The sequence below is a fragment of the Affinirhizobium lemnae genome (genome assembly GCF_022968395.1).
Classification (GTDB): Bacteria; Pseudomonadota; Alphaproteobacteria; order Rhizobiales; family Rhizobiaceae; genus Neorhizobium; species Neorhizobium lemnae.
On record NZ_JALJQZ010000008.1, the window covers coordinates 145,470 to 156,601 of the forward strand.

The following is an 11,132-nucleotide window of genomic DNA, read 5'->3' on the forward strand; positions in this document are numbered from 1 at the left end:
TGCTTTCTCCTCAGGCAAGACTAAGATTAGAATAATTCTAAAGAAGGTGGCTACCATGTTTGATTTGTTCCGGGGCTCAGGCCGGCGTCCGTTCGAAAGCCTCAGCGAAGAGGAAATCCTCGCCCTTGCGATTTCCTCTGAAGAGGAGGATTCCCGCATCTATCTGTCATACGCCCGGGCTCTGCATGCACATGCGCCGGCTTCGGCAAAAGTCTTCCGGGATATGGCCGAGGTCGAGCAAACTCACCGCAACATGTTGATCAACCAGTTCCGACAGCGGTTCGGCGAAGAGATCCCGCTGATCCGGCGTGAGCACGTGCGGGGTTTCTATCAGCGCAAGCCTGATTGGCTGGTCAAGAATCTTTCGCTGGAGACGATCCGCGCGCAGGCCGAACTCATGGAGCAGCAGGCCTATAATTTTTACGTGGAAGCGCAAAAGCGTGTGACCGATGCCTCCACCCGGCAATTGCTCGGCGATCTTGCTCTTGCGGAACAGGGGCACAGCGATATTGCGCACATGCTGGGCGAGAAACATACGCCTGATGAAGTGCGCGATGAGGAAGCCGCGGGCGAACGCCGGCAGTTCATTCTGACCTATGTTCAGCCCGGTCTCGCGGGGTTGATGGACGGCTCCGTCTCGACGCTGGCGCCCATCTTTGCAGCCGCCTTTGCCACTCAGGATACCTGGCAAACCTTCCTTGTTGGTCTTTCGGCCTCGGTTGGTGCCGGTATCTCCATGGGTTTCACAGAAGCCTCGCATGATGATGGAAAGCTTTCCGGCAGAGGCTCACCGCTCAAGCGCGGCCTTGCCTGCGGCATCATGACCACCATTGGTGGCCTGGGTCATGCGCTTCCCTACCTGATCCCGCATTTCTGGACGGCTACCATCGTCGCCGCCATCGTGGTGTTCATCGAACTCTGGGCCATTGCCTTCATCCAGAACAAATATATGGAAACGCCGTTCATGCGTGCAGTCTTCCAGGTTGTTTTTGGCGGTTCGCTGGTTCTCGCTGCCGGTATCCTCATCGGCAATTCGTAAGTACAGCCGGGTCGGACGCTTCAACGAAAAAGGCCGAGCAAACGCCCGGCCTTCAAACGCTCATTGCGAAATTTCTCAGCGCAATGCGCCGACGACCACTTCGCGGCCATCCTCGATCGATACCCAGCGCCCCGTGTTGAAGGACGCCTGGCGCTTGAGGAACGTGTAGGGCGTGTCGCTCCAGAGCTTGACCTCGTCAGAAAGATTGTCGAGCACGAAGTCACCTTCTGATGTACGGACGGTCAGGACCGCATGACCTTCGCCATCAGGCTTGCGGACGACGGTGATCAGGAGGTCCGCGAGCGAGAAACCCTTGTCCTTCAGTTCCTTGCGCTTCTGAAGCGCGTAATCTTCACAATCGCCAGCCGTCACCGGATAGGCCCAATATTCTTCGCGGCCATAGACTTCCATGTCCGTGCGGGCTTCGATGCGATGGTTCACAGAGAAATTGATCTGCTGGATCATTTCCCAGCCATACTCCGTAACCTTGGGGGCGGGAGTCGATGCAAAACGCTGATCGCACTCGGCAGGCAGGCGCTGGCAGAATTCATAATGGCCGATCGGCTGGGAGGTAATACCACCCACGATCATTTGTGCCGAAGATGTGCGTGGTGCCGGAACAGCCGCTGAAGCCGACACAAGCACAGTCGCGAGGATCACGGCCAATTGCCGTGCCTTCTGGGCATACATCATGAACCCGTCCCTTCAAATCCTAACGAAACGTTAAGATCGTCTGGGGGGCGGTGTCAATTATGAACGAAAGATTAACAAGCTCGCTCGTAATTTATGGTTAAGATCGATTCATTTCAGAAACATCTAATGTTGCGGCTGGAAATCAGATCAGTCCGATGATTGCTGCCCGCATACGCTCGATATCTTGGGGTCGCGACAGGCGGTGATCACCGTCGCGGATCAGTGTCAGGACGACGTCATCAGCAGGCAGGAATTCCACGAGCTTCAGAGCATGCTGGAATGGGACATCCGCATCCTTCATGCCTTGCAGAATGTGAACCGGGCAGCCGGTTTCGATGATGCCGGTCAGAACGCGGTTGCTGAAGCCGTCCTCCATCAGATCACGCGTAAAGATATTCGGTTCCGAGCTGTATTCAGAGTGCTCTTCGAAAAAGCCGCGCTCCTGGAGCGACTGGCGTTCGGTCTCGCTGAGCGCAGGCTCGATCAGGTCATGCGTGAAGTCGGGCGCCGGAGCGATGAGGACGAGGCCCTTTATCCCGATCTCGCTTTGTTTGCGAAGTTCCTGAAGCGCTCGCAAGGCAATCCACCCGCCCATGGAGGATCCGACAAGGATGACGTCTCTGGCCGGATGAGCCTTTATGACGGCGAGCGCTTCCTCCAGCCAGCGCGAGATCGTGCCGTCGCGAAACGCGCCTCCGGAAACGCCATGGCCCGAATAGTCGAAACGCAAGGACGGCAGGCCGAGCTCTTCCGCCAGCCGCTCCATTTCCAGAGCCTTCGTGCCGCTCATGTCTGACCGGTAGCCGCCGAGCCAGACGAGCATGGGGGAATCGGCTGCGCGCCCCTGCCTGTGAACCAGCGCGATCTGCCGGGCTTGTCCGCCCTCACCTACGGTGATGTGGGTGCTTTTTTCGGGCGCGACCGGCAGATTCATGGCTCATTCTCCTTCAAACAGATGCGCCTACAAAACAGATTCGTAAAAACGCGGCACTAGGTGATTTATTGGCGACACTATGCTATTGACTTCGGAGCAGCGTTGACGAAATTGCCCTTTCATTGCGCCACGAGCGCACGGGCCGCCGCTGCGACCCTTTAATTATTCGAGGAGAATACGACCATTCGCAGACCATTCAAGACCGACGCTCCTGTCAAAGACGGACCGCGCTCTAACCGGGAAATCCGCATTCCTCGCGTCCAGCTGATCGACGCAGAGGGTCAAAACCTTGGCATCGTGCCGACAGACCAGGCGCTGAGAATGGCCGAGGAGGCAGGTCTCGATCTCGTCGAGATTTCTCCGAACACCGAGCCGCCGGTCTGCAAGATCCTCGATCTCGGCAAGCTGAAGTATGCCAACCAGAAGAAGGCTGCCGAAGCGCGCAAGAAGCAGAAGATCGTCGAAATCAAAGAAATCAAGATGCGTCCGAACATCGACACCCACGACTATGAGGTGAAGATGAAGGCTATCAATCGCTTCTTCGAAGATGGCGACAAGGTTCGCGTAACGCTTCGTTTCCGTGGCCGCGAAATGGCGCACCAGGAACTCGGCATGAAACTTCTTCTTCAGGTCAAGGAAGATACCGCGGCAATCGCCAAGGTTGAAGCCGAGCCGAAGCTGGAAGGCCGCCAGATGATGATGGTTCTGGCACCGCGCTGATCGGTGCCTTCCCATCCTGTGCCGGCCCATTTCCAGCCGCGCACGCAATTCTGTTCACCCCCATTGCGCTTTTACCGGTCTGTCGGTATAAGCGCGCGTCCGAACGGTCCGGCAGGGCATGCCGTGGCCGTTTTTGAATAGCTTGAAGCCAGCCTCATCAGCCAGCTTCGATACAAGAATACGGAGTAGCAAAATGCCCAAGATGAAGACGAAATCGTCCGCCAAGAAGCGGTTCAAGGTCACTGCGACGGGTAAGGTTCTCGCCGCTGCTGCTGGCAAGCGCCACGGCATGATCAAGCGTTCCAACAAGTTCATCCGCGATGCTCGCGGTACGATGGTTCTGGCCGAAGCTGACGGCAAGAAGGTCATCAAGAACTACCTGCCAAACGGTCTCTGAGACCATTTCGCTTTCGGAACATTAAGGAGATCATGACATGGCACGCGTAAAACGTGGCGTAACCTCACGCGCAAAGCACACCAAGACCCTGAAGGCCGCAAAGGGCTTCTACGGTCGTCGTAAGAACACCATCCGCGCCGCAAAGGCGGCTGTCGATCGTTCGCGTCAGTTCGCAACGCGCGACCGTCGCGTCAAGAAGCGCAACTTCCGCGCTCTGTGGATCCAGCGTATCAATGCTGCTGTCCGCGAATTCGGCCTGACCTATGGTCGTTTCATCGACGGCTTGAACAAGGCTGGCATTGAAGTGGACCGCAAGGTTCTGTCGGACATGGCAATCCATGAGCCGGCAGCATTCGGCGCTCTCGTCGAAGCCTCCAAGAAGGCGCTCGCCTACCTCAAGGATGCCGGTACGGCAAACGAGTTTGAAAGCGCGGTTCGTTAACCAGCGCTTCCCAAGCTTCACGAGCTTCATTGATTTGGGAAACCCGCGCTGGTTTGGGCTGGCGCGGGTTTTTCATTTGACCGTTACGACCACATGCCGCAAGCAGCGATCCGAACCTGTCTGCTCACTGCCCGGCATCAAACGGAAATCATCATGTCCGATCTGGAAAACCTGAAATCCTCGCTTCTGGCCGAAATCAACGATGCGTCCGACGAGGCGACCCTGGAAGGCGTTCGCGTTTCGGCGCTGGGCAAGAAAGGCTCCGTCTCCGAACTGCTGAAGACACTGGGCACCATGAGTCCAGACGAGCGCCAGACTCGAGGTGCTGCCATCAATGCCTTGAAGACCGAGGTGACGGAGGCGTTGAACGCGCGCAAGACCGTGCTGCGCGACGCCGCCATCAATGCCCGGCTTGCAGCCGAGACGCTGGATGTGACGCTGCCGGTACGCTCTTCGCCCGCCGAGCGTGGCCGCATCCATCCGATCAGCCAGATCGTCGATGAAATCACTGCCATCTTTGCAGATATGGGTTTCTCCATCGCGGAAGGTCCGGATATCGAGACCGACTATTACAATTTCACGGCGCTGAACTTCCCGGAGGGTCACCCGGCCCGCGAGATGCACGACACCTTCTTTTTGTCCACGGACGAGAAGGGTGAGCGCAAGGTTCTGCGCACGCACACCTCGCCTGTGCAGGTGCGCACCATGGAAGCCCAGAAGCCGCCGATCCGCATCATCATTCCCGGCAAGACCTACCGGCAGGACAGCGATGCCACTCATTCGCCCATGTTCCACCAGGTGGAAGGTCTGGTCGTCGACAAGAAAAGCCATGTCGGCAACATGCGCTGGATCCTGGAAGAGTTCTGCAAGGCCTTCTTTGAAGTAGACAGCGTGACCATGCGCTTTCGCCCCTCGTTCTTCCCCTTCACCGAACCCAGCTTCGAGGTGGATATCCAGTGTGACCGTTCGTCCGGCCCGATCGTCAAGTTCGGCGAAGGGACCGACTGGATGGAAATTCTCGGCTGCGGCATGGTTCACCCGAATGTCCTGCGCGCCGGTGGTCTCGATCCCGATGAGTATCAGGGCTTTGCGTGGGGCATGGGGCTCGACCGTATCGCCATGCTGAAATACGGCATGCCGGATCTGCGTGACTTCTTCAACGCGGACGTGCGCTGGATGAGCCATTACGGCTTCCGTCCGCTCGACATGCCGACGCTGTTCGGTGGTTTGAGCACGTAAGGGCCATGCCGACTGTTCTGCGCAAATACGGCTTTCGCTTCCATTTCTACTCAGGTGACCAGTATGAACCGCCGCACATTCACGTGGAAGGCAATGGTGGCGAAGCCAAGGTCTGGTTGATGGAGATCCGTTTGGCAGAGGCCGGGGGCTTTAGTCAAAGAGACCTTGCACGTATACTGGAAGTGGTTGAAGAACATAGGCAAGAGATGCTGGAGGCATGGAATGACTATTTCGCATGATCCATATCCGGAAGCCGAACGCCCGGTTGAAGCTTGGTGCGATTTGCATGAGGTCCACGTGCGCCTTGCCGATGGTCGTCAGATCTCCACTCCCTTGTGGTGGTATCCGCGTCTTCTGAATGCAACGCCCGCGCAACGAAACAACGTCCACCTCATGCTGGCTGGTGTCCACTGGCCTGATGTAGATGAGGATCTTTCCATTCGCGGCATGCTGGCTGGCTGGAAGGCACCGGGAGCCAAGGTGCCGGAAAAGGCGGCTTAGGGTGTAGTTGTGGAAATTGCAGCGTGGATTCCTCTTCTTGTTGCCCTATTGACCGCTCTCGCTGGAGTGTTCGCTTATTCATGGAACAAGCGTGTTGATAGAAAGCACGCTTTGCTTGAGTTAAGGAGGGTAGCTTACCGCAACTATCTGAATTCCTTTATGGCAATGTCGGATAGTCCGCAAGGTGTCGACGAAATTCGGCGGCGGCTTTATCAGAGTGAAGTGGAGTTGCTGGTCGTTGGGTCTGATACCGTTGTCCAAGCTGTTGGTAAGTTGTCGAACTTCTATGCGATCACAAACAATGATCGCTTTAATCGCGATGCCGCTGAAGTGCGGCGGCTAGTTGCAAATGTTTGTATGTCCATGAGAGCGGATTGCTTTGAAAAGACCGATCTCTCTATCGAGGAAATTAGGGCACTTGTGCCCATCGTTTGAGACGAGACAGTAAAATGAAATTCACGCTCTCCTGGCTGAAGGAACATCTGGACACCAATGCCTCGTTAGAAGAGGTCTGCGAGCGCTTGACGGCGATCGGCCTCGAAGTCGAGGATGTCGATGATCGTGCAGCCTACAAGCCGTTCGTGATTGCCAAGGTCGTGTCCGCCGAGAAGCATCCGTCTGCTGATCGGTTGAAGGTGCTGATGGTCGATACAGGTGATGGAAAGCCGGTGCAGGTTGTCTGCGGAGCGCCGAATGCCCGTGCTGGTCTGGTTGGCGCTCTGGCGCGTCCGGGCACTTATGTGCCGGGCATTGATGTCACGCTGGCTGTCGGCAATATCCGCGGCGTCGAAAGCCATGGCATGATGTGCTCTGAGAAGGAGCTCAACATATCCGATAATCACGACGGCATCATTGACTTGCCAGAGGATGCGCCGGTCGGCCAGACCTTTGCATCTTTCGCAGGACTTGATGATCCGGTGATCGAGATCAATCTCACACCCAATCGCCCGGATTGCACGAGCGTTTTCGGTATCGCCCGCGATCTGGCGGCTTCCGGTCTCGGTACGCTGAAGCAGCCAAAGACGCCCGCCTTCAAGGTGGAAGGTGAAACTCCCGTCGAAGTCTCCATCGATCTGGACGATGAGCGCCTGTGCCCCGGCTTTGCGCTGCGCCTGGTTCGCCGCGTAAAGAATGGCCCAAGCCCTGCCTGGATGCAGCAGCGTCTGAAGGCGATCGGTCTGCGTCCGATCAACGCGCTGGTCGACATCACCAACTATATGACCTTCGACCAGGGTCGCCCCATGCACGTGTTCGATGCGGCCAAAGTGAAGGGCAATCTCACCGTTCGCCGTGCGACAGAGGGAGAGGAGATCCTTGCGCTCGATACGCGTACCTACAAGCTATCGCCGAATAATGTGATCATCGCCGATGATAACGGAGTCGAATCCATCGGCGGCATCATGGGCGGCGAACATTCCGGCTGCGATGAAAACACGGTGGATGTGCTGATTGAGTCCGCCTTGTGGGATCCGATCAACATTGCCAAGTCCGGTCGTGCTTTGGGCATCATCACCGATGCCCGCTACCGGTTCGAGCGCGGCGTCGATCCCGAATACATGATGCCGGGTCTTGAGCGCACCACCGAACTGGTGCTGGAACTGTGCGGGGGCACCGCTGCAAAGGCGCGTGTTTCCGGCTACAAGGGACATGATCGCAAGGTCGTGGATTTTCCCTTCTCGGAAGTGAAGCGCCTGACCGGCCTCAACGTTTCCGTTGAGGAGAGCCGCCAGATCCTGACGGGTCTCGGCTTCGAGATCCTCTCCGGTGACGAAGAGCGCGTGCAGGTAGCTGTTCCATCCTGGCGTCCCGATGTCGATGGCAAGGCGGATCTCGTGGAAGAGGTCATGCGCGTCCACGGTGTCGACAACATCAAGCCGGAACCGCTTGCCGCGAAGGACACGGTCAATGCGCGTATCCTGACCACGCTGCAGATCCGCACTCGTGTTGCCAAGCGCGCGCTTGCCTCGCGCGGCATGCTGGAAGCTGTCACCTGGTCCTTCATCCCGGAAGATCAGGCTAAGCTGTTCGGCGGTGGAAGCCCGGCGTTGAAGCTGGTCAATCCGATTGCAGCCGACATGTCGGACATGCGTCCATCGCTACTGCCCGGTTTGCTGACTGCCGCCCAGAGCAACGCCGACAAGGGCTATGGCGACGTGGCGATCTTCGAGGTATCCGGCACCTATGAGGGCGATACGCCCGAGAAGCAGCGTCGCGTTGCCGGTGGCATTCGCCGTGGCACGGCCTCGCTTTCCGGTTCAGGCCGTCTGTGGTCCAACGCGGCCAAGGGTGGCGGAAAACCGGTCGATGTGTTCGATGCAAAGGCAGATGCCTTGGCTGTTCTCGAAGCGTGCGGCATGCCAATGGCGAATGTGCAGGTCGAGCAGGGCGGTCCATCCTGGTATCATCCAGGTCGTTCCGGCACGATCAAGATGGGCCCGAAAGTGGTGCTCGGACATTTCGGTGAGTTCCATCCAAATACGCTTTCCGCTCTGGATGTCTCTGGTGCGCTGGCAGGTTTCGAGGTCTATCTGGATGTCATGCCGGAACCGAAGAAGAAGGCAACCCGCACAAAGGCTGCTCTCGAACTGTCACCCTTCCAGATGGTGAAGCGTGACTTCGCGTTCGTGGTCGAGAAGGCCGTTGATGCCGGTTCCATCATCAAGGCGGCAACCAGTGCCGATCGCAAGCTGATCACGGGCGTCAATGTGTTCGACGTCTTTGAGGGCGCATCCCTTGGCGAAGGCAAGAAGTCCATCGCGATCGAGGTTCTGATCCAGCCGACGGACAAGACGCTGACGGATGAGGATTTCGACGCGCTGACGAAGAAGATTGTCGGCAATGTCGAGAAGACAACAGGCGGCGTTCTTCGCGCTTGATAAAATGAGGCGGGTCGGCAGTCAGTGAGGCTGCCGACTTCAGCTGTTTGGCAGCTCGTAATCGTTTGGTAGCTCGCAAGCTGTGCCATTGGCCATCAGGCGATAGGCCAAAGGCGTCATTCCCGTCATCGTCTTGAAGGCGCGCGTGAGGTGGCTCTGGCTGCTGAAACCGCAGGCAGTGGCGATCTGGGCAATGGGCTCCGCCCCCGCCAGCATCAGCCGTGCCCTTTCCGTCCGGCGATTGAGCATATAGCCATAGGGGCTGATACCACAGCTCTGCTTGAACATTCGTTGCAGATGGAATTCGCTGAGATCCGCAATCGCGGCGAGATCGCGCAGCGAAATCTGGCTCTGCAGATGCGCCTCGATATAGTCGAGCAGGCGACGGCGGATATGTGCTGCAAGACCACCGCGCAACTGTCTCAGGTTTTGATCGCCGTATCGAGGATCGCTGAAGAGATTCTGCACCGTCGAGACGATGGCCTCTTCTGCGAGGCTCCGGTTGTCGCTCTGGAGCGCCGTTGCAAGCCTGCCCAGACCATCGGCAACACGAGGCGCGTCCTCGAAGGTCGCTTCAGGGAGAAGCATCAACCGTGCGTCCCGATCAAAGATCTCCGAGAACAACCGTTTCAGTTCGTCGTCGGCCAGATAGAGATGGACGAAGTCGAAGCGGTCCGTGATTTCCCATTCCGAAGATGCGCCCTGCGGCATAATGCATACCGCGCCAGGCCTCCCGGATAATCTTTTGCCGTCGACCCGCCGTGTTCCGTCGCCGCCACGCAGATAACAGCTGAAGGTATGGCCGTCGGGCCGTTCATAGCGCATCCGGTCATGACTGTTGCTCCACAGCGCTGCTGCCCTGTCGCTACCCATATCGAGAGCGCCCAGGCTCATAGCCCGGGAGGAAGCAGACAGGGAACCAAAAACGGATGCAGTGTTCAGCATGGCAAGCTCAGTGGTGGCAGGCCTTATTCCTACAATTGAAAGCGGCGGCCTGACCATCGGAAATATTCTGCAATCTGGATGCAAAGAGAGTTCGCCGCAAGATCCTGCAAGAGCGAGCCTCATCCGGTGCGTTAGGGTCTGCCTGACCTAACGCTCGGATGCCAACATGACCAATCTGCTGCTTTTCTCTTCCACCGTGCTCATCTGGGGAACGACCTGGATTGCGATTGCGCTGCAGATCGGGCCTGTGCCGGTGCTGGTGTCCGTGTTCTATCGCTTCGCTCTTGCTGCCCTCATTCTTGTTGGAGCGCTCGTGCTCTCTGGCCGGTTGAAGGTTCCGACACTCCAGCAGCAGCCTTTCGTGGTCATTCAGGCGCTATCACTCTTCTGCTGCAACTTTCTTTGCTTTTATCATGCGGCTGCCTATGTGCCGTCAGGACTGATCTCTGTCGTCTTCTCTCTGGCCACCGTCTATAATGCCGTGAATGCCAGGATCTTTTTCGGCGATCCCATCAAGTCACGGGCGCTTGTTGCCGCGGCCCTTGGCGTGGCAGGCCTATGCCTGCTTTTTGGACCGGATGTGTTTCTGGCGGTCAAGCCGGACAGCTGGAAGGGCATTGCCCTCTCGGCTCTTGGAACGCTCTTCTTTTCCTTCGGCAACATGGCGTCGCGCCGCAATAGTGCCGCTGGTCTCTCGCCCATCACGGCCAATGCCTGGGGCATGACATACGGATCTCTGGCCTTGCTGTTTCTGGTTGCTGTCACGCAGACACCTGTCGTTGCACCGCCAGATCGGATCTATATCGCTGCACTGATCTATCTCTCAGCGATCGGCTCCGTGGTCGGTTTCACGACCTATCTCATGCTGGTCTCGCGTCTCGGCTCACAGAAGGCGGCCTATGCGACGGTTCTCTTTCCCGTCGTGGCACTGACATTGTCGAGCATTTTCGAGGATTATCACTGGACATGGCCGGGGGTTTTCGGCCTTTGCCTGACGCTTGCCGGCAATACCGTAATGTTCGCCAAGTTCCCACTTACCCTTCGCACGAGGGAGGCGGGAGAAGGAAAGAATAGCGTAGACGTATCTGCATGATTCTGCGGAAGCATACCCTGCATTCACAAAGGATGCACCTGTGTTGCGCTGTCCATGATCATCGGTGCCCTTGCAGGTTCTATAGGCGGTTTGCTCTGCGGTTGTGTACGCACCTGATCAAAACTATTTCCTCTCGGAGGAAAGACCCGGACTACAGGCGTCGCTCGGTCATTGTACTAGGTCGTGGTGATGATTTAAGGATTGGGATTCCCAAAAGAGCGCAAATCGGATTCAAAGCTGATTTTGGAGATCG

General features: G+C 57.3%; 13 protein-coding genes. 10 read left to right on the forward strand and 3 right to left on the reverse strand.

Annotated features, from left to right (window positions below; genetic code table 11):
* Nucleotides 1-55: 55 nt before the first annotated feature.
* Nucleotides 56-1,039: an iron exporter MbfA gene (mbfA, locus tag MUU53_RS07655; RefSeq protein ID WP_247260373.1), complete on the forward strand. Its 984-nt coding sequence runs from the start codon at nucleotides 56-58 to the stop codon at nucleotides 1,037-1,039.
* Between the two features lie 75 nt (nucleotides 1,040-1,114).
* Here mbfA and MUU53_RS07660 read toward each other — a convergent pair whose 3' ends face one another.
* Nucleotides 1,115-1,732, reverse strand: a complete 618-nt coding sequence (locus MUU53_RS07660) for a transglutaminase-like cysteine peptidase (RefSeq protein ID WP_062555092.1) — start codon at nucleotides 1,730-1,732, stop codon at nucleotides 1,115-1,117.
* A 142-nt stretch (nucleotides 1,733-1,874) separates the two neighbouring features.
* On the reverse strand, nucleotides 1,875-2,666 hold the full coding sequence (locus MUU53_RS07665) for an alpha/beta hydrolase (RefSeq protein WP_247260374.1): 792 nt from the start codon (nucleotides 2,664-2,666) through the stop codon (nucleotides 1,875-1,877).
* A gap of 183 nt (nucleotides 2,667-2,849) precedes the next feature.
* Here MUU53_RS07665 and infC point away from each other — a divergent pair, with 183 nt between their 5' ends.
* The 8 genes from infC (at nucleotide 2,850) to pheT (ending at nucleotide 8,841) form a co-directional block, all read left to right on the forward strand.
* Entirely contained in the window at nucleotides 2,850-3,386 is a 537-nt protein-coding gene (infC, locus tag MUU53_RS07670; RefSeq protein WP_137134868.1) for a translation initiation factor IF-3, read from the forward strand.
* Nucleotides 3,387-3,579: 193 nt separating this feature from the next.
* Entirely contained in the window at nucleotides 3,580-3,783 is a 204-nt protein-coding gene (gene rpmI / locus MUU53_RS07675; protein WP_062555095.1) for a 50S ribosomal protein L35, read from the forward strand.
* A gap of 37 nt (nucleotides 3,784-3,820) precedes the next feature.
* Nucleotides 3,821-4,225, forward strand: a complete 405-nt coding sequence (rplT, locus tag MUU53_RS07680) for a 50S ribosomal protein L20 (RefSeq protein ID WP_137134867.1) — start codon at nucleotides 3,821-3,823, stop codon at nucleotides 4,223-4,225.
* 153 nt (nucleotides 4,226-4,378) lie between these two features.
* On the forward strand, nucleotides 4,379-5,464 hold the full coding sequence (gene pheS / locus MUU53_RS07685) for a phenylalanine--tRNA ligase subunit alpha (protein ID WP_247260375.1): 1,086 nt from the start codon (nucleotides 4,379-4,381) through the stop codon (nucleotides 5,462-5,464).
* A gap of 5 nt (nucleotides 5,465-5,469) precedes the next feature.
* Complete coding sequence (locus MUU53_RS07690; protein WP_247260376.1) at nucleotides 5,470-5,703, forward strand: DUF4160 domain-containing protein; 234 nt, start codon at nucleotides 5,470-5,472, stop codon at nucleotides 5,701-5,703.
* Nucleotides 5,687-5,965 (forward strand): DUF2442 domain-containing protein, encoded by a 279-nt coding sequence (locus MUU53_RS07695; RefSeq protein ID WP_247260377.1) that lies wholly within the window; start codon nucleotides 5,687-5,689, stop codon nucleotides 5,963-5,965. The genes MUU53_RS07690 and MUU53_RS07695 overlap by 17 nt, the downstream gene beginning before the upstream one ends.
* A 9-nt stretch (nucleotides 5,966-5,974) precedes the next feature.
* Nucleotides 5,975-6,400: a hypothetical protein gene (locus MUU53_RS07700; RefSeq protein ID WP_247260378.1), complete on the forward strand. Its 426-nt coding sequence runs from the start codon at nucleotides 5,975-5,977 to the stop codon at nucleotides 6,398-6,400.
* Nucleotides 6,401-6,414: 14 nt separating this feature from the next.
* Nucleotides 6,415-8,841 (forward strand): phenylalanine--tRNA ligase subunit beta, encoded by a 2,427-nt coding sequence (pheT, locus tag MUU53_RS07705; protein ID WP_247260379.1) that lies wholly within the window; start codon nucleotides 6,415-6,417, stop codon nucleotides 8,839-8,841.
* 39 nt (nucleotides 8,842-8,880) lie between these two features.
* On the opposite strand, the gene MUU53_RS07710 is transcribed toward pheT, so the two are convergent.
* Complete coding sequence (locus MUU53_RS07710; RefSeq protein WP_479683722.1) at nucleotides 8,881-9,786, reverse strand: helix-turn-helix transcriptional regulator; 906 nt, start codon at nucleotides 9,784-9,786, stop codon at nucleotides 8,881-8,883.
* Nucleotides 9,787-9,952: 166 nt separating this feature from the next.
* On the opposite strand from MUU53_RS07710, the gene MUU53_RS07715 reads away from it, so the two are divergent.
* Complete coding sequence (locus tag MUU53_RS07715; protein WP_247260380.1) at nucleotides 9,953-10,879, forward strand: DMT family transporter; 927 nt, start codon at nucleotides 9,953-9,955, stop codon at nucleotides 10,877-10,879.
* Nucleotides 10,880-11,132 lie beyond the last annotated feature (253 nt).

What these genes read in the sequence shown, in the direction of transcription:
- mbfA (WP_247260373.1), top strand. Translation starts at nt 56, where the DNA reads ATGTTTGATTTGTTCCGGGGCTCAGGCCGGCGTCCGTTCGAAAGCCTC.
- MUU53_RS07660 (WP_062555092.1), bottom strand. Translation starts at nt 1,732, where the DNA reads ATGATGTATGCCCAGAAGGCACGGCAATTGGCCGTGATCCTCGCGACT.
- MUU53_RS07665 (WP_247260374.1), bottom strand. Translation starts at nt 2,666, where the DNA reads ATGAATCTGCCGGTCGCGCCCGAAAAAAGCACCCACATCACCGTAGGT.
- rpmI (WP_062555095.1), top strand. Translation starts at nt 3,580, where the DNA reads ATGCCCAAGATGAAGACGAAATCGTCCGCCAAGAAGCGGTTCAAGGTC.
- rplT (WP_137134867.1), top strand. Translation starts at nt 3,821, where the DNA reads ATGGCACGCGTAAAACGTGGCGTAACCTCACGCGCAAAGCACACCAAG.
- pheS (WP_247260375.1), top strand. Translation starts at nt 4,379, where the DNA reads ATGTCCGATCTGGAAAACCTGAAATCCTCGCTTCTGGCCGAAATCAAC.
- MUU53_RS07690 (WP_247260376.1), top strand. Translation starts at nt 5,470, where the DNA reads ATGCCGACTGTTCTGCGCAAATACGGCTTTCGCTTCCATTTCTACTCA.
- MUU53_RS07695 (WP_247260377.1), top strand. Translation starts at nt 5,687, where the DNA reads ATGACTATTTCGCATGATCCATATCCGGAAGCCGAACGCCCGGTTGAA.
- pheT (WP_247260379.1), top strand. Translation starts at nt 6,415, where the DNA reads ATGAAATTCACGCTCTCCTGGCTGAAGGAACATCTGGACACCAATGCC.
- MUU53_RS07710 (WP_479683722.1), bottom strand. Translation starts at nt 9,786, where the DNA reads ATGCTGAACACTGCATCCGTTTTTGGTTCCCTGTCTGCTTCCTCCCGG.
- MUU53_RS07715 (WP_247260380.1), top strand. Translation starts at nt 9,953, where the DNA reads ATGACCAATCTGCTGCTTTTCTCTTCCACCGTGCTCATCTGGGGAACG.